A 17,724-nucleotide genomic window follows, 5' to 3' on the forward strand; every position below is an offset into this window, starting at 1 on the left:
TTACTCCTCCTGACTTAGGCAAAGGTCACGCCAACTGGCAATCTTGCCTTCGCATTCAATCGTTGCCAGATACTCGGACAACTCCTGGTCATCTGCCCCATTGGCGACTTCGTTGGCAGCCCACACAACGGATAAAACAGACAGGGATTTTTCTTCGGCCTGTTCAGGACGATGGTGCAGGGACACAACCTCAATAATTGACTGCGGCAGCCCCCACAAATTCAACAGGTAAGCGCCAACAGCCGCATGATCGGTGTTAAGAAATTCATGTTCTGCTTCCCACAGCGAAGTGTGATTTGAGGCGGCTGTCTGAAGGATCCGGCTGTATGCTTCGGTGTCTGAAGTTGCAAGAATCAGCTTTCCCACGTCATGAAGCATGCCCGCAGTGTAGGCGTCGTTGACATCACCGCCTGCCATGCCCTCCGCTCGTGCAATTTGCTTAGCGAAGTTGGCAACGTTCAGACTATGAGTCATTAGTGTTTCCAGCGAAAATTCGCTTCTTGAATCATCAACGAATTCTGTGAAAACACCGGTCGTCAGGACCAGAGCCTTAATAACATCGACACCCAGCATACAAGCGGCCTGCCCCGGCGAATGTACCTGCTTTCCCATGCCAAAGGCCGCAGAATTGACCAACTGCAGAATCTTGGCGGACATCGCCATGTCCTTTTCGATGATGCGGCCGACGTCCGTTAAGGCAAAGTCTTCAGACTGAATCGCTGCGTTTAGTTCTGCGTAGACTGACGGGATGCTCGGCAGTCCCGGGAGATTAGTTATCGTCTTCCTGAGGCTTTCCGAATTTAGGGTGTCGCGCATCGCGCAGGCTCGCGATATCGTTGATTTCAGAGTCTCGGCATCGCACGGCTTAGAAAGATATTGGTGCATCGGTTGCACTGCGCGAAGGACGGCTTCCTTGTTGGCTTGGCCGGAAAGCACAATTCGCACAATGTGGGGATAGAGTTTGCTGACTTCGTGCAGCAGCTCCGCACCGTCCATTCCGGGCATTCGCATGTCCGTGATAATGGCATCGAAGTCTTCGTTTGCCAGCATCTCTAACGCTTCTGTTGCGTCATTTGCGAATTCCGCCTCCCACTCAACGTCGGCAGCATCCAGCATTCTTTCCAGGGCACGCAGCACCTGGGGTTCATCATCGACGAATAAGACGTTCATGTAAGCACCGCGCAATCACTTTGAGCTGAAGTGGCTGCCGCCTCATCAGCTGGAATCTCCATTGGTAGTTCGATAACGAAACGAGTTCCGACGCCTTCTTCTACGTGAAAAGTGAGTCGGCCTTTGTGTTTCTGGGTGACGACAGAGTGGGCTATGGAAAGTCCCTGTCCGGTTCCTTTTCCCACGTCTTTCGTGGTGAAGAACGGATCGAACACACGGTCGCGGATTTCTTCCGGAATCCCACCTCCCGTGTCACCGATCTCAACAACGACATGCGTATCTGTTTGGTGGCTTCGAATTGTGATCAAGCCTTTTCCTGTACTCCCGCCGTCTGTCATGTCGCTGATTGCGTGTGCAGAATTGACGATGAGGTTCAGGAAGACCTGGCTTAGTTCCCCTGAAAGGCCCAGCAGGCCTTCAATTTGCGGGGCCAGTTTCAGGTCGACGTCTGCGACGTATTTCCATTCGTTGGTGGAAACAGTCACTGCTGTTTCAAGGAGGTGATTGATATCGACGGGCGATTTTTCCTCAACACCAAGGTGTGAGAGTTCTTTCATCGCTCGGACAATGCGAGATACATGGCGGACACCGTCGATTGAATCGCTAAGCGCTTCGGGCAGTTGGGTGTACAGCTTCGTCAGCTTGAGCTTTTTTTGCTGAGCCACCATCCTGTCAGCCAGTTCAGCTTCGAAATCTGATTTCTGTGCTAATTCGGTGAGTTGCGTTGAGGACTGAAGGTAGTCGATCAAGCGATCAAATTTTGACTTCACGAAATCCAGGTTGTCCCCCAGGTATTGCATGGGGGTATTGATCTCATGAGCAATTCCGGCGGCCAGTTGTCCGACCGACTCCAGTTTTTGAGCCTGCTGTAGTTGCTGCTCAACAATGCGCCGATCCGTCAGGTCCGTACCAAGGACAAGCAAACCATGGCACTTTCCGTCGTCCAGCACCGGGTAACAGGACAGACCAATTACCATGCTCCTGTTATTGGAATTGACAAAGGTGGTTTCGAACCGGCTTGTCGCTTGAGCTTTTGAACTTCGAAAGAATTCCTGCACTTTTTCCGGGCTGTCCCAGCGTATCGGCAGCTCGGGCAGGGGCAATCCCAGGACTTCTTTTTCGGTCAGCTCGAGCAAGTCGGCGGCTCGGTGATTCCACCGTTTGACCTTCAGGTCTGCATCAACACCAATCAGCACGGAATCAATCGCGTCCAACAAACGATCCGCGTCCCGTTGCGCCAATTCCAGGTCTCTGGTCCGCTCAGCAACCAGATGCTTCAGCTCTTCCTGGCGCACGGCGACGGCTCCGGCAAGGCGGTGCTTTTCGACCAGAGCCATTACCATTTGAAGGACTTCAGCATTGTCAAATGGCTTCTTTAAAATCAATAGGCGATCGCACTTCCCCAGACGCTTTGCGATATCGTTCCATGTGTTGTCTGAGTGAGCGCTACAGATGACGACCTGAAGGTCAGGATCAACCTCCCACATTTTTTCGATGGTTGTGAGGCCGTCCCAACCGGGTGGCATTCGCATGTCGACGAAGGCCATGACGTACGGTCGACCGGCGGTGACGGCTTCGCTCACGAGGCGTAGTCCATCGGCCCCCTGAAAAGCGGAATCGAGTTCCACTTCCACTGTCTCAATGCTTTCTGGTGATTTCTCACCAAAAAACGCAGAAGCGGCGGTGGTCAATTCGGTATTGGATTTGCGAGCCCCTAAAATTTTTTGGAAGTCTTCATGAATGGCAACGTTGTCATCGACGATCAGGATCCTTGGACGTGGGGCAGGCGTTGGAGGCAGCATGTTTTCATCTTTCGTCTGGTCGAAGTAGAGTTTCGATCTGCAGCGCGCCGCAGACCAGATTGCGGCGCGACCATTTGTTCGTAATTATTGGGCTACAAGTTTGGCGGAAGGCATTTCAAGATCTGGCGAATTGTGGCCAGCGTCGGATGCATGGTCAGCCCCGAGTGGCAGGAATAGCGAAAACACAGATCCTCGATTGATCCCGTCGCTACGAACGTGCAGTTCACCGCCGAGAGCCTTGGCAGCCTGTGCACATGAGTGCAGGCCGAAGCCATGGCCGTCGCGTTTGGTTGTGAATCCAAAATTCAGCACTTTTGAAACGACGCTCTCCGTCATTCCAACTCCGTTGTCTTCCACGATAAATTCAACGCGTTCGTTGTTCATCGTACGCGTTCGGACGGTGACAATTCTTGGTCGTCCAGTGATGTCCGCCACCGCATCCTGTGCGTTCGCGATAAGGTTTGTCAGCACTTGAAGAATTTTGTGACGATCGGATAAGACGGTTGGGCAATCGTCGATTTCCGTTTGAATCTGTATTCCGCTTTTCGCATGCCGACTCTCACAAATCTGCACTGCCTGATTCATCAATTCGACGGGAGATTCCGGCAACCGAACAGGAGATGCAATGACCTCTTCCTGTTGGACACGGATGATTTCTCGAATGTGCTGAATTTGTTCAATTAACCTGCGGTTCTCATCTTTGAGTTGCGTCTGGTCATCGATTAACGCAGATGAAACCTGTTCCAGAAATCCAGGAAAGTGGACGCCGCGCGGGTCGTTCGTCAGGAAGTCTTCGAGGTCTTCAGCATGTTGGCGCAGGATTTCGCTGGCTGCTGCCAGTTGCGAAACGGCACTCTGCTCAAGGATTTTGGAAATGGCCCCTGACGATGTCGTGACGCTGTTCAGGACGTTACCGACATTGTGCAGAACACCAGTCGCCACTTCCGCTATTCCCGCTTTGTGAGACGATTCAATCAGTTGCCGATTGATGTCAGCAATCTGTGTTTCGGATTCCATTCTCGCGGTTTCGTCATGAGCGATAATGGTAAAGCGGGTCTTGCTGTCGACGCTGACTCTTCCGATGGAAATGCGGCATGGGAACACGGTTCCGCTCAACCTGCGACATCGTGCGGTAAGGTCGTTTCCGTCATGCGTGGTGTCTTTCGCAGCTTCGACAAGATCTTCGAATCGAGCATTCACCAGCAAAGCATCGATGGGCAAATTCACCAACGATCGTTTCCATTCGAATACCGTGTGAGCCGCGTGGTTAGCTGCCAGAATCGTGCCAGCTTCCGACACTGACAAAATTGCTTCGGACGCGTTTTCCAGAATGGACCGAGTCCAGAGTTCGCTTTCACTCAGTTCTTTTGTCATCCGATTGGCAATGGCCAAAGCATTTTCTCTCTGTCGCCCGAGGCCGGAAATAACTGCGAACAAAAGCATGTCAATCGTCAGCCCGCCACACACAACCCACGAGCTAAGAGAAGACTCACTGCCCGATACAAACTTCGGCTTCGCCGCAATTTGAAGTGTCCATTCGCGTCCGGATAGCGTGACAGGTACCTGAGCATACAGATCTCCGGGAGGTTCCGGCCGATCGCCGTCAAGATTGGATTCACTATTGAACAGCAGGTTTGGTTCAGAAGTGACCCTGCCATCGAAGATACGACACTCAACATCTGCCACGGATTCATTGATCGTCCCTCGCATCAGATCATCGCATCGAAACGCAGCATACACCCACCCGCGGAGTGCGGTTTTTCGCTGGGCAGGAGTGTCAAGATTTGCTTCGTTTCGGTAAACAGGCAGGTAGCACAACACCCCTGCCTGAACGTCCTCATCAGTTTCCTGAACGAGTGTGATCTTTCCGGAAATGGCCGGAAATCCGCTGCTGGCGGCGGTATCCATGGCTTTGCGGCGAGTCGCATCAGAATACATGTCGTATCCAAAGGCGCGACGGTTGCGCCAGTCAAACGGTTCGATCAGAACAATGGCTGTGTAGTCCTCTCGATCTCCCTGGGGAGTCACCTGGTAGTCAGGAAAGCCTTCCGCACGCACCGCGGCGACGTGAGCTGCCAGTTGTTTCTGTGGCACAGGGACAGCAAACCCCATCGCCTGAATGCCAGGAAAGTACCGTGGGAGACGGCAGTGCTTCACGTAGTTCGCCCAAGCCGTTCGGTTGACGTCGTCAGTAGCGCTGAACAGGCTGACGCCGCCTCGCAGGACCTGCTCATACTCCAACATACGCTCGCTAATGCGACTTTGAATTTCCGAAACACGAAAGGCGAACCTTTCGCGGTGCCGCTGTGCAACATGAAGGTTGGTAAGATGCCACGCCAAAAATGTCAGCAGCAACGATCCGCACAGGATGATGCGCGCACCATTGCGACTATGCGCAAGCTGCAAAATGCGGCTGAATTTTGAAATGGCGTTCATGGAAATACCTACGCGAAAACTCTGTTCCGACGTCCTATACATGAGAGAAGTGCAGATTCCACGATCCAAAATGGGACGAGTGTTCTTCGCTATTCTGTTCGCTCCGGTACTGATTCGCTTATCGTGGGCAGGCGAAGCACAAACGTGGCTCCGCACCCCGGCCCGTCACTCTGGGCCGAAAGAGATCCCCCAAAATCCGCGGCGGTAATCGCGCTTGAGTGCAAGCCGAATCCATGCCCACCTGACTTATTCGTGAATCCAGGCTTGAACACCATGCCCAATTCTTCGTTCGAGATTCCGACCCCTTGATCAATGACAGCGATACTTACCGAGTCATCCTGTGTTTCAATGCTTACCGTCAGTTGTTTGTTATCGAGGCTGCTTTTGCTCATCGCTTCTTTGGCGTTAGTCAGCAGGATCGTCAGCACGTCCAAAACTCGTTGCCGGATCGCTCGCACTGGCGGGACGTGCTGAAATCTGGTGACAACATGGATTTGATGCCGTTTGAATGCTTCATCCTGCATGGCAAGCGCGGTGTCCGTCAGCTTTACCAGGTCAATGGGTTCGCGGCATTCTTTCTGGCCGGCAAACGTTTCGTGTGAGGCGACGATATCTTTGATGTTCTCGATGCTCTCCATAAGCGTTTGCACTTCTTTCATTCCATCCGTCCGTTCTGCCAGCAACTGATTGGATAGTTCGCCCAATAGCGTGGGGAAGTGCTTCCCTTGCGGATCGACTGTCAGGAATTTGCCAAGGTCGTCAGCATGCTCTTCAATCACATGCGATGCTTTTTCGAGGTGAACGACAGAGCTTCCGGACAGCGACTCACGCAGTACTCCGGCCGCGACATTGATGCTGTTCAGTGCGTTTCCAACATTGTGCAGGACGCCTGTTGCGATCTCGGCTCTGCCAGCCACGCGTGCTGCCGCTCTTAGCTCTTCATTCAGCCGTGCGCGCTCACGTTCGGCCTCACGTGCAGCTGTGACATCACGGCCAATCTGAATCATGCCAACAAATTGCTCGTCTTTGTCAAAGATGGGCCGCATCTCAATTTGAATGGATATCTCACGCCCATCTTTTCTTCGTTTGTGGACCTCAACATCGAATGGTCGCTGATTTTTGACACCATCCAGCATTGCTGTCACTGTTTCCTCACGGGTGCTGGGTCCGCGTAGGACTTCGATGGGACTGTGGCCGATGACTTCAGTGTCCCGATACCCGGTTATTCTGGTGAAGCCATCGTTGACCCATTCCACTCTTCCAAGGCTGTTCAGGATGATCACCGAGTTATCGGTGTATTTGGCGACAAGCGCGAGTCGCTCTGCATCCGCCCGTGCCGTCTCCAGCTCTATTGTTCTGCGCCGCACGGTTTCCTCGATATCACTATTAAGTGATTCCAGTTCAGCCTGTCGGTCGCAAACTGAGCTTACGTCCTGTTGTGACTTCATAATGTTGAACATCAAAAAGATGTCCTCGAAAATTACCCACGCAGCGTGCTCCAGCCAGCGATATGGACTGGCTGTTGTCAGGCCGTACACGGATAAAGGCCACCAGATACCTCGCAAAGCATGGTCCATCGTGATGACCACTGTTGTTGCGACCAGCACTTTCCAGTCTCTGTAGAACGCGACGAAAGCCAGTGATCCAAAAACGTGAAAATGAGTTTCCAGGCGGCCACCCGATAGATGAATCAGCAACGCGCTCCAAAGCCCCTGCGACACGGCCATCATTAGCCGACTCTGCTGACTTCCCGGATTTAGCCAGACGGCAACGATTGGCCCGCCTGAGATTAATCCACCCAGCAGAAAAGCGGCCCAGATATGAATATGTACGTGCGATGTCTGGCCAATCCAGGTCTTTGGCGAGATCAGGCATGCGGCGACAATACCGCACACGAACTGGACAACCATCAGTGCAACGAACAAACGATCGACTCGCGTACAGTGCTCCCGATTGAGTTGCTCGCGTAAGTCGTTTCGTCGTTGGATGTTTTCCGGGTTCAGGCAGACAGGATTGCTACTCATAACTGACCTCCCGGGCCACTTGGGTAAATCGTGCAGCCATAGGTTGGGTAATGTCTGTTCTGAACATCGCGTCCGTTAAGCACGTCGATGGCTGCGGCGTAGGCTGTAGAATCGCCTTCGTGTCCGCGCCCCGCTGTGATACCACCACTGAATGAACACTGACCATCCTCATCGAATACGATGACATGGCCGGACGTCGTTGCGTGAAATTGCTTCGCCTCTCGTCCGTCAGAATCAACCAGAAGGTTGCCGGGGCTAATCGCATTTGCGCTGTTCCACATATCCGATTGCGCCCAGCTGTCTGTTTGCTGTGCCGGCTTGTAGAAAACGAACTTGATAGCGACTGGTTCAGCGACGCTTGCCATCATCTGCTCAAGTTGCCGGAGCGCAGAACGACTACAAGGACAATGAGGGTGAAGAAACATCAGTAGCGTTCGTTTATGAGTGGAAGGAGTCAGCTGTGTATCCTGTGGCCATCGGTCCAACATTGTCGCCCCCGGCCCCGGAGCATTTGAATACGCTGTCAAAGCTCCAATGCCAGCCAACACGACCAACAACCAACTCCCTAGAACCGCTCGCACGGCCCAGCGACGGATGCGATCAGTTTGCAGTGCCGAGTGGGGACTCGAGAGTTTGTTGGTACTGGACATGTTCACACCTGCGAGGCGACGACATAAAATTAACCCCTGTGGGCTACTGGTGGTGTATCGAGCGGTCATGCCATCGTCTGCGTGAAACTTGTGCTCGTTAAGTAAAGTTGCGGGGTAATCCCAATCGCGGGTTTTCGCATTTTCGCGGTGACCGTTTCGACCGCTTCAGCTGCCCCGCGCAGGCAGCATCCAGACAACCGGAAGGTCGTGGTTGACGAGCGAGTTCGTTTCGACTGCAGTTCCACGCGGAGCTGCCGCTAAGGCTTGTGACTCGACGCGTGCGCTATCGAACCTGCGCATTCAACGTTGCACGTACGAGTGGTGTTCAAAGGTTATAGGGCGCCTTTGGTGAAGTACCACCCGGCAGGATGCGTTTTTTATTAGCCGTAGGCATCACGCTGTGATTTGGCTTGCGCCGAACGTCACGCCGCTTCAGGTCTGCGGCAGCGTGGTCGGTTTACGATGGTGCCATGGGGTGGTGCAACGTACAGACAACGCATGCGTGTCCTGCTGATGTCGCGGTGGGCCATGACGAGGCTACCGAAAAACACGGCCCGGGTTTTCCAGACCGTGGCAAGCGTTCAGCGAAACTTGCACTTAGCCCCGGAAGAATTGGCAACTTCTGAACGGAGCGGTGGCGGGCTGGCATATCTTCCAGCCGTTCCCTGTAGGAAGACCTGGGCTTGAACCAGCGCGACTAAGTCCTGCGCACAGCGGTGCCTCTTTGTAGGTTCCGGCAGCCCGACGGAACTTCTGGCTTCGCCAAACAGAGCGCAGAGTGGGGCGGCTTGAAGGGGTGAGTGGCGACGTTGGTCGATAAGCGAACGAACGTGCGCGGCGGGAAGGTTTTAGTTCGCCTTTGCCGAGGTGCCCCTCGGGCCACTGGCACCTACGGAGACACCTCGCCGAATACTGCGAAACGACTATCCCTGCTTCTGCAGCTCTTCCGCCTTCTTCTTCAGCTCGGCTGCTTTTTTGATCGTTTCTTCGGACTTCTTCTTTGTGTCCTCGATCTTTTTGGCGGCGGCGTCAGCAGCTTTTTTGGCGTCGTCGGCCGCTTTCTTTTTGGCTTCCAGGGCCTTCTTGGCGCCCTCGGCGGCCTTCTTGGCTTCTTCGACAGCCTTCGTGGTGTCCGCAACAGCTTTGTTGGCGGCATCAACCACAGCCTTTGGTGCATCCGCATTCTTCTTCAGATCTTCGACAGCTTTCTTAGCACCTGCCAGAGCCTTTTCGGCAGCAGCGACGGCTTTGTCTGCGGTCGCAGCGACGGCGTTTTCAGCATCAAACGCCTTCTTGGCCTCCTCGGCCTTCTTCGCGGCTTCGGCAGACGCTTTTTCTGCGGCGGGGATTGCAGCGGCCAGTTCTTCGACTTCTTTGGCCGCGTCCTCAGCAGCTCGGCCAGCTTCGACAATCGCTTTCTCGCGGTCGCGTTTGAAGTCGGGCACAATTTCAATTTCCGGCAACGCGGCTTTCAGTTCTTCCTCGCCCGCTTCAGTTACCTTGGTCTGCCAGACGAACAACTTTTTGAGGTTCTTCAGGCCGGCGAGTTCCTTTAATGCGGCGTCAGTGACGGCGGTGCCGTAAACATTGAGGTATTCCAGCTTTTCCAAGCCCTTTAACTGAGCGACTCCGGCATCAGTCACGGCCGTCTTTTCAAGATGCAGCCTCGCCAGGTCTTTGAGACCCGCCAAATGAGCCAATCCTGCGTCAGTGACCTTGGTGCCGCGCAGATTCAACGCGTACACGTTGCCCGCGCCGGCCAGAATTTTGAGCGTGTCGTCGGTGATCTCTTTGTCTGACAAGTGGAAGGCGATTGTCAGTCGCGTGTCGTTTTGAGCCAGTTGCATGGCCTGGCCGCCCGCGTCGGTCACGGCCTTGATGAGTGCTTTGTCGGCATCAGAAAGTTCTTCCTGAGCGATTGCGGGCACAACGGTAAGTAGACTGAGCAGCAGAATTGAGGCGGGTTTCATGGCGGAAGTGTCCTGAATTAGGGCGAAGGGAGGCTTGCTGTCGTGTTTGGAGCGGCGACTTCAGGCCACCGACACCGCCCAGCCTATTCACTTTCCCCACCAGTTTCAACATTCAGGCCGGGGACGCGTTGGCAGGCGGACAGTACGCACCGGCGGGCGGGGGCGTGGTAACGGGGGTGGACGCGGCGAAAGCTGAACTGCGGGCGTTGGTCCTGAGCGTCGCCGGAGCGTCTGGTTTGGGGTCGAACTGAATCCCTGTTGTGAAATACAATGCCCGGCAAGCAAGGACGCTGAATCTCAATGAACGCTACGGCAACTCAAAATCCGATCTCACTGATCGGCCGGATCACGCAGGAGTTCTTCTGCGGATTTGGCGGCGTGACCATGTTCAGCCTGAAAATGCTGGCTCAGCTACACAAGGGCTTGCCGCGGCGGCACACCATCGTGCCCATTCTGTACGAAATCGGTGTCCGCAGTATCCCCGTCATTCTGGTCACGGGCACCTTTATCGGAATGGTGCTGGCCGTGCAGACGTACCAGCAATTCAAAATGATGCACATGGAATCCCGGTTGGGAGCCATCATTACGATGACGCTGGTTTCGGAACTCGGGCCGGTGCTGGCCGCGACAATGCTGGCCGGGCGCGTCGGTTCGGCGATGGCAGCGGAACTTGGCACCATGCGCGTGACCGAACAAATTCACGCCATCAGCGCTCTCGGCGCGAATCCGTTGAGGTATCTGGTGGTGCCTCGGTTTCTGGCCTGCGTGGCTCTGATTCCGCTGCTGACGGCCATCGCCGATGCGGTGGGGATTGCGGCCGGTTGGGCGTTTAGTTGCGGCGTGCTGGGGATCAACTCGCACCATTATTGGATGTATGCCGAACAGTTCGTGACCGGCTGGGACGTCATGGCAGGGCTAATCAAAAGTGTCTTCTTTGGCTGCAGTATCGCGATTATCGCCTGTCAACAGGGCTTCCACTGCGGAGCGGGTGCTGAAGGTGTGGGCCGCGCGGCGACTCAGTCGTTTGTGCTTTCCTTCATCGCAATCCTCGGGATGGACTTTCTACTGACAGTCGTGCTGAACACGACTTACTACCTGATCTGGCCGGGAGCCGTTTCGCTAGCGACATTGCTGCCTTTTGCGGGGTTTGCGGTATGACAGGTCAGACGTCGTCACCAGCAATCGAGATCGCCGACACGCGCTGCGTGTTTGGAACTCAGAAGGTCCTGTGGAATGTGGACCTGGCCATCAATGCCGGGCAGACGGTCGCGATCGTCGGCGAAAGCGGTTGCGGCAAGAGTGTCACCATGAAGGTGATGATGCAGCTGCTGACTCCAACAGCCGGCACGCTGCGCTGGTTCGGCGGAGACGTGGCCGATATGACGGAGGCAGAACGCCAACGCCAGCGGCTTCGGCTGGGCTACCTTTTTCAGGGAGCCGCCTTGTTTGACAGCCTGACGATTTACGAAAACGTTGCCTTCGGACTTCGGCAGACGGGGCAAACCAACGAACGAGAAATCAAAGCGACTGTGCTGGCGCGGCTGGAAGAAGTCGGGCTGACGGCCGACATCGTAGACAAACGGCCTTCGGAAATATCCGGCGGCATGCAAAAACGAGTCGGGTTGGCTCGCGCTTTGGCGCTTAGCCCGGACGTGATGTTCTACGACGAACCAACAACGGGGCTGGACCCGGTGAACAGCCGTCGCATCGATGACCTGATTCAGTCGATCCGCGATTCGCGCGGCGTGACGGGAATTATCGTGACTCATGACTTGCGCACGGTTCAGCGAGTGGCCGACCGCATCGTGATGCTGTACCCGCGGCGCAAGCTGAACGACGACGAGAACCAGGTGATCTTTGACGGAACTCTGGCGGAACTGGCGACGAGTTCTGACGAACGGATTCGAGAATACATCGGTGACGAGTTGGATGGCAACATCGTCAACGCATCTGCGGCGTAGATTCAGTGGCCACGGGACAGTGCCCTCGTCAGGTGTGGGGCGAGCTTCCGCGAGCCAGATGCCGACACTGCCTTGAAAGTCACGCGAAATCGCGGAGGAAGCAACTTCATGGACGAACGAAATCAGGAATTCAAAGTTGGCTTCATGGCCGTTGTGGCGCTGGCTGCTGCGGTATTCATGGTGTTCAAGTTTGGAGAGATCGGCAACCAGTGGAAGTCGGGCACTCGGATCAGCATCGTCCTGCCCAACGCGGCCGGCATCTTTCCACAAACACCTATTAACATGAGCGGCATTCGTATTGGAAGTGTCGAAACACTCACGCTGGTGGCCGAAGGACGCGGCGTGATGGTGCGCGCAGTCATTGATGAGGATTACACGTTCCGCAACGATTCGACCGCACAGGTGACTCGATCGCTGCTGGGTGACGGATCGATTGAGATCATTCCCGGCAGCGAAGGAAAGGCCATTGTGGAAGGCGACCGCATCGCCGGTCGTTCGGCCAGCGACCCGACGGCCGTGGTGGCTCGAATGGAACAACGCATCTCTTCCACGCTGGCATCGTTCGAACACACTGGCAAAGAATGGGGGCGCCTGGGCAACAACCTTAACCAGCTTCTGGAAACCTCCGGCCCCGACGGCGTGAACACCATTCAACGGTCTGCCGCCGCGTTAGAACAGTTCACTCGCACCATGAAAGCCGCTGAAGACACTCTGGCGTCGGCGGGCAACCTGATCAACGATCCGCAATACCAGCAACAGCTTCAGCAAACACTGGCCGCACTGCCTGAAATGTTGAATGAAACTCGCGGCACACTAAAGGCCGTGAACTCGGTCATTCGCCAGGTCGACACAACAGTGGCCAACATCAACGTCGCCACCACGCCGCTGGCTCGTCAAAGTGAAACGATGGTGAACCGACTGAGCAAGTCGCTGGATAATATTGAATCGATTACCGGCGAACTCGCGATCGTATCGCGTTTGATGAATCGCGACGGCGGCACCATTAATAAGTTGCTGACCGATCCAGCGGTCTACCGAAATCTGAACGCCACTTCGGCGTCGCTGGCCGTCATGCTTGAAAACCTTAAACCGGTGATCGCCGACATGCAGATCTTCAGCGACAAGGTGGCTCGCCATCCGGAACTACTGGGCGTCCGAGGCGTTGTGCGTGGCAGCGATGGTGTGAAGGACGCGAACGTCACGCCGGCATCGTTTGAACGGTAGCAAAACGCACCCTCCGCATTGATCGCGGGTGAGAACAAGCACGTCGGCGGTTCCGCTTCCACACCGTCACCCGCCAGCCACGCCAACCGCCCGCCGGTGCGTACCGGCTTTCAGCGACCATCTGGAGCAACGCCGGCGCTTCTGGTTCCACACCGTCACCCGCCTGCCACGCCAACCGCCCGCCGGTGCTTACCGGCTTTCAGCGACCATCGGGAGCAACGTCGGCGCCTCTGGTTCCACACCGTCACCCGCCTGCCACGCCAACCGCCCGCCGGTGCGTACCGGCCTCCAGTGACTATCGGGAGCAACGCCGGCGCTTCTGGTTCCACACCGTCACTCGGCTGCCACGCCAACCGCCTGCCGGTGCGTACCGGCCTCCAGCGACCATCGGGAGCAACGCTGGCGGTTCCGCGTTCGTTTGGTAACTCGCCCGCCGGCGATTCCGCTTCCACACCGTCACTCGCCCGCCACGCCAACCGCCCGCCGGTGCGTACCGGCTAGAGTCCGTGCAGTGCGTCGCTACGCAGCGATCGTCCGCGCTGAATGACATTTTGAGCGTTGTCCTGCTGGCGCGGCTGCATCTGAATGTCGTAGCGACGGTGATCGCGGATGTGAGTGCCCAGGAAGTTGTCGCTGAAGAAGTCCAGCGGAAATCGCTGATACCACGGCGGGTTGATGTCGATGAACTGCGTTTGAGTTTCGTAGCCGTCCTTCAACAGTTGCACTTCCCGAGTGCCGTACCATGTGTAATCGATGGATGTTGGCGTATACCCAACGTCCTTCCCGTCAATGCGCACCAGAGCTCCGACGGGGTTCGAGTTGATCGTGAGCCGTCGATGAACGCAACCTGTCTGCAGAAACGTCAGCAGCAGTGCGAAGGTGATGAAGGTTCGACGCATGGGTGTCAAATAATGCGAATGGCACGGCCAACAAGACGGGGCGGGCCTTCGATTGGGAGGTCTTTCAGTTTGCAGCGATGCACAGGAATCCGTGCAGCGTAACTCAAAATCGCCGATCCACCCAAGACCAGTTTTTCGCGCATCGTTGCTGCTTCACACCTGCACAAGGTGGCTGTCGGTAGTGTACAAACGATTCCTGGGGCGCGTGCCTTCTCAGGTTTGGAAAAAACGGCCGGTGGAATGGATTCCGGCGGCGAATTGGTGGAGGTTGCACCGACCAATTTTGCCGTACGAACACTCACAACTCGTTGTCATTGACTGATTTGCCATAAAATTTGAGCGGGCTAGACTTCTTCGCAGCCAAAACTTCTTGAAGGCATTGATGTGAAGAAACCCGTGCGAGTTCGGACAGGTCTTGCCGTGATGTTGCAGAGGCCTCCGGTCAGGAAGCAGCTTCCTTTTCACCTGGCCGGATGCAGCTCAATGGGCAACGAGTACCAGAAGTAAACACGATGACCGACCAGCCGCAGGTTCAATACGCTTCCCGAACGGATGTCGGGATGCGCCGAGCGGCCAACCAGGATTCCGTCGTTATTCGGTTGAGTAACGAGTATCAGGAATGGAACGAATGCGGCCACCTGTTTGTCGTGGCAGACGGGATGGGTGGGCATTCCGTTGGAGACCTCGCCAGTCGCATCGCCGTCGATTCGCTGCCGATCGCGTATTTCAAGGTGGATGCCGATTCAATTCCGGACCGTCTTCGCAGCGCCATCATCGCGGCCAATCGATCGATCAGCGACAAGGCGCGAGAGAACCCGGAATTTGCCGACATGGGCACGACGTGCTCAACGCTGGTCCTGTCGACGGCTGGTGCCTTTGTGGGGCACGTCGGGGATAGCCGCGTTTATCGAGTGCGCGACGGTCATATTCAGCAGCTGACTTTCGACCACAGTTTGCAGTGGGAAATGGTGCGGCAGGGCAGGGCGACGATCGAAAACGTCGACATGCTGCATCCGCGCAACGTGATCACGCGTTGCCTCGGTCCGGACCAGAATGTGCCGATCGATATCGAAGGTCCGTTTCAGGTATTGCCCGAAGATCGATTCGTGATCTGTTCGGACGGCTTGACGGGGCATATGTCGGACAGTGAAATCGGAGCCATCGCCAACAGCATGCCCCCTGGCGACGCGGCTCGTTTGTTAATCAACCTCGCCAACTGCCGCGGCGGCACAGACAATGTGACGGTGGTGGTGGCTCGAGTAGAATCGTTCCCGACTCAGACCGGAAAGTTTGTCGATTCTCCCAGGAAGTTCGTCCCCGCCAAAACGACCGAACTATCGCCCAAACCTTCCGGAAGCATCGCGAATCGGATTTCGATGTCCCTGTTCCTGCTTTTGGGTGTCAGCGGTTTAGGCCTGTTGGCGTTGGGCGAGGTCCAATACGGTCTCTGGTTGATTTGCCCAGCGCTGATTCTGGGCTTTCTGAGCATGATCGCGTCCACCAACCGGCAGGTGGCAGAATCCAGTGCTTTGGCAGACACCGCAGAATTTGAGACGCCCGCTATTCCGGGTCTTCAGCCGCTGGAAGGTTCGCGCCCGGCCGCCAATTCGCCGTATCGAACGGCACCGGCCGAGATTGATCCGGGCTTCCTGGAGTTGCTCGCCCAGGCTCAAAGCGAACTCACCACGGCAGCGCGGGAAAACGGCTGGAAGGCCGACTTTGATTCACTGGCGAACATGAACCGGCAAGCACTGGTCGCCACGAAGGAAAACAAGCTGGAGCAGTGCGTGCAAATCCGAGCTCAGGCGATCGATGACCTGATGAAGGAATTGTACGCCAATTCGCGGCACGGCTAGGATCGAGCATCGGCCGAAAATGCCGGTTTCGCCTGTACCTGGGGGAGCCAACCTCGTAAACTTCGCGCTTTGAATCCACTCAACGTAAACAGGGAGGTTTGCGTGTTCTTCTTGAAAAGCATTCGACGCCGCCTGGTCACCGGATTTACGGTTGCCTTTGTGCTGCTGCTACTGATGGCCAGTGCTGCGATCTGGGGCCTGAATCGCCATCAGCACGCGGTCTCCACCATTCACCACCTTGTCCATCACAGCCCGGACAAAGCTCAGTTGGAATCCGCCATCAATCGGATCATCCTGCCGTTCACGCCTTCCAAAAGCGAAGTGGCAGAAGCGATGCAGAAGGATTTTCTGTCGCGCATCGTGACCGCTCGCAAAGAAGCCGACACCTACTATCGTCGCAGCGAAGAAGCGGCACGCGATCCGAGCCAGTTTGTGCCTGGTCGAGGCGGTACGTACCCGCTGCTGACGCGTTACATGGATAAGGTGTACGAAGGTCTGGGCAATCTTGACGCGCTCGCAAGCGAATTTCAGTTTGCCCCTGGCACCGATGAAAAGACCCGAACCACTCACATCGCTGCCATCAAACAAGCGGCCATGGAACAGGTTGCCGTCCTGCACGAAAACCTGAATCGACTGCCCGACTACGACAAACAGAAACACGTTGCAGCGTCACTGATCGGCGAGCAACGGCAATCGACTCGCATGCTGAAGAACGTGCGAATCATCATTCTCGTCGCCGTGATCGCGTACGGCATCACGATCTTCTTCGGCTTCCGCTGGGTGTCTAATCCTTTGCGAGCCATCGCGAGTGGCGCATCTCGCATTGCCAACGGCGATACGGATTACCGGCTCGAACCAGTCTCCCACTGGAAGGATGAATTCTTCGACCTGACCGAAAACTTCAACCGCATGGCAGACCGGTTTCACGAATCGGAAGACCATCTCAGCGCAAAGGTCGAAGAACGCAGCCGTCAACTAGTGCGATCCGAACGGCTGGCTGGAGTCGGTTTTCTGGCGGCCGGCGTGGCTCACGAAATTAACAATCCGCTGCAGGCAATGTCGATGGCGGCGGAATCCGTCCAGTTCCGACTGCACGAGCACCTTCCGCCGGACAACGCTGATACGAAGGAAGTGATGGAACGCCTGGACATGATTCAGCGTGAATCCAAACGCTGTGGCCAGATCACACGCCGACTTCTGGACTTCGCTCGCAACGAACGCCAGGAAAAACTGCCGGACGATCTCACGCGAGTCATCGGCGAAGTGCTGGCCATGATTCGCCCGATGAGTAAGTATCAGGATCGCGAAATAATCTTCGACCGCAGTGCGCCGCTGATTATGGAAATCAACGCATCGCAGATGAAGCAGGTGATGTTAAACCTCATCGCCAACGCGCTGCAGGCCACGGATTCCGGTGGGCGAGTGGAAGTGCGTATCGAAGAGCACACCGACTGGGTCGTCGTAGCCGTCAAAGATAATGGACACGGCATGAAGCCGGAGAACGTGGACAATCTTTTCGAGCCGTTTTACACAACGAAGGAAACCGGTGAAGGTACGGGACTCGGTTTAAGTATCACTCACCGCATTGTGGTCGACCATTCGGGCACGATTGACCCTCACAGCGACGGGCCTGGCAAGGGCAGCACCTTCCGGCTAAGGTTGCCCAGACGACAGCCGCAACAAAAGGCCGCGTGAATTCAACCACGTAGCCGCGTCTCTCCCAAACGCGAAA

The 17,724-nt window shown here is 55.8% G+C and carries 12 protein-coding genes; 5 read left to right on the plus strand and 7 right to left on the minus strand.

The window, feature by feature from the left end; genetic code table 11:
• The 6 genes from Fuma_RS25660 to Fuma_RS34665 all read right to left on the minus strand — a co-directional run bounded on the left by Fuma_RS25660 (position 1) and on the right by Fuma_RS34665 (position 10,052).
• Positions 1–1,170 carry a response regulator gene (locus tag Fuma_RS25660; RefSeq protein ID WP_077026633.1) on the minus strand — a complete coding sequence of 390 codons (1,170 nt, stop codon included), beginning with the start codon at positions 1,168–1,170 and terminating at the stop codon, positions 1–3.
• Positions 1,167–2,972 (minus strand): hybrid sensor histidine kinase/response regulator, encoded by a 1,806-nt coding sequence (locus Fuma_RS25665; protein ID WP_077026634.1) that lies wholly within the window; start codon positions 2,970–2,972, stop codon positions 1,167–1,169. Before Fuma_RS25665 ends, Fuma_RS25660 begins: the two co-directional genes overlap by 4 nt.
• A gap of 84 nt (positions 2,973–3,056) precedes the next feature.
• Positions 3,057–5,408: a sensor histidine kinase gene (locus tag Fuma_RS25670; RefSeq protein ID WP_158521132.1), complete on the minus strand. Its 2,352-nt coding sequence runs from the start codon at positions 5,406–5,408 to the stop codon at positions 3,057–3,059.
• An 89-nt stretch (positions 5,409–5,497) separates the two neighbouring features.
• Entirely contained in the window at positions 5,498–7,432 is a 1,935-nt protein-coding gene (locus Fuma_RS25675; protein ID WP_077026636.1) for a PAS domain S-box protein, read from the minus strand.
• Positions 7,429–7,713, minus strand: a complete 285-nt coding sequence (locus Fuma_RS25680) for a thioredoxin domain-containing protein (protein ID WP_145944380.1) — start codon at positions 7,711–7,713, stop codon at positions 7,429–7,431. The genes Fuma_RS25675 and Fuma_RS25680 overlap by 4 nt, the downstream gene beginning before the upstream one ends.
• Positions 7,714–9,005: 1,292 nt before the next feature.
• Positions 9,006–10,052, minus strand: coding sequence for a leucine-rich repeat domain-containing protein (locus Fuma_RS34665; RefSeq protein ID WP_077026638.1), 1,047 nt, complete (start codon positions 10,050–10,052; stop codon positions 9,006–9,008).
• A gap of 300 nt (positions 10,053–10,352) precedes the next feature.
• Between Fuma_RS34665 and Fuma_RS25690 the strand changes: the two genes are divergently transcribed.
• The 3 genes from Fuma_RS25690 (at position 10,353) to Fuma_RS25700 (ending at position 13,237) form a co-directional block, all read left to right on the plus strand.
• A complete protein-coding gene (locus tag Fuma_RS25690) occupies positions 10,353–11,210 on the plus strand; it encodes an MlaE family ABC transporter permease (protein ID WP_099091829.1) in 858 nt (285 codons plus the stop codon).
• Positions 11,207–12,013 carry an ABC transporter ATP-binding protein gene (locus tag Fuma_RS25695; protein ID WP_077026640.1) on the plus strand — a complete coding sequence of 269 codons (807 nt, stop codon included), beginning with the start codon at positions 11,207–11,209 and terminating at the stop codon, positions 12,011–12,013. The genes Fuma_RS25690 and Fuma_RS25695 overlap by 4 nt, the downstream gene beginning before the upstream one ends.
• Positions 12,014–12,121: 108 nt before the next feature.
• Positions 12,122–13,237: an MlaD family protein gene (locus Fuma_RS25700; protein WP_077026641.1), complete on the plus strand. Its 1,116-nt coding sequence runs from the start codon at positions 12,122–12,124 to the stop codon at positions 13,235–13,237.
• A gap of 497 nt (positions 13,238–13,734) precedes the next feature.
• Here the strand turns inward: Fuma_RS25700 and Fuma_RS25705 are convergent, their stop codons facing one another.
• Complete coding sequence (locus Fuma_RS25705) at positions 13,735–14,136, minus strand: PEGA domain-containing protein (RefSeq protein ID WP_077026642.1); 402 nt, start codon at positions 14,134–14,136, stop codon at positions 13,735–13,737.
• Positions 14,137–14,648: 512 nt separating this feature from the next.
• Here Fuma_RS25705 and Fuma_RS25715 point away from each other — a divergent pair.
• Positions 14,649–15,992 (plus strand): PP2C family protein-serine/threonine phosphatase, encoded by a 1,344-nt coding sequence (locus Fuma_RS25715; RefSeq protein WP_077026644.1) that lies wholly within the window; start codon positions 14,649–14,651, stop codon positions 15,990–15,992.
• A 102-nt stretch (positions 15,993–16,094) separates the two neighbouring features.
• A complete protein-coding gene (locus tag Fuma_RS25720) occupies positions 16,095–17,687 on the plus strand; it encodes a sensor histidine kinase (protein WP_077026645.1) in 1,593 nt (530 codons plus the stop codon).
• Positions 17,688–17,724: the final 37 nt, after the last annotated feature.

This window comes from Fuerstiella marisgermanici (assembly GCF_001983935.1).
GTDB classification, from domain to species: domain Bacteria; phylum Planctomycetota; class Planctomycetia; order Planctomycetales; family Planctomycetaceae; genus Fuerstiella; species Fuerstiella marisgermanici.

What these genes read in the sequence shown, in the direction of transcription:
- Fuma_RS25660 (WP_077026633.1), bottom strand. Translation starts at nt 1,170, where the DNA reads ATGAACGTCTTATTCGTCGATGATGAACCCCAGGTGCTGCGTGCCCTG.
- Fuma_RS25665 (WP_077026634.1), bottom strand. Translation starts at nt 2,972, where the DNA reads ATGCTGCCTCCAACGCCTGCCCCACGTCCAAGGATCCTGATCGTCGAT.
- Fuma_RS25670 (WP_158521132.1), bottom strand. Translation starts at nt 5,408, where the DNA reads ATGAACGCCATTTCAAAATTCAGCCGCATTTTGCAGCTTGCGCATAGT.
- Fuma_RS25675 (WP_077026636.1), bottom strand. Translation starts at nt 7,432, where the DNA reads ATGAGTAGCAATCCTGTCTGCCTGAACCCGGAAAACATCCAACGACGA.
- Fuma_RS25680 (WP_145944380.1), bottom strand. Translation starts at nt 7,713, where the DNA reads ATGTGGAACAGCGCAAATGCGATTAGCCCCGGCAACCTTCTGGTTGAT.
- Fuma_RS34665 (WP_077026638.1), bottom strand. Translation starts at nt 10,052, where the DNA reads ATGAAACCCGCCTCAATTCTGCTGCTCAGTCTACTTACCGTTGTGCCC.
- Fuma_RS25690 (WP_099091829.1), top strand. Translation starts at nt 10,353, where the DNA reads ATGAACGCTACGGCAACTCAAAATCCGATCTCACTGATCGGCCGGATC.
- Fuma_RS25695 (WP_077026640.1), top strand. Translation starts at nt 11,207, where the DNA reads ATGACAGGTCAGACGTCGTCACCAGCAATCGAGATCGCCGACACGCGC.
- Fuma_RS25700 (WP_077026641.1), top strand. Translation starts at nt 12,122, where the DNA reads ATGGACGAACGAAATCAGGAATTCAAAGTTGGCTTCATGGCCGTTGTG.
- Fuma_RS25705 (WP_077026642.1), bottom strand. Translation starts at nt 14,136, where the DNA reads ATGCGTCGAACCTTCATCACCTTCGCACTGCTGCTGACGTTTCTGCAG.
- Fuma_RS25715 (WP_077026644.1), top strand. Translation starts at nt 14,649, where the DNA reads ATGACCGACCAGCCGCAGGTTCAATACGCTTCCCGAACGGATGTCGGG.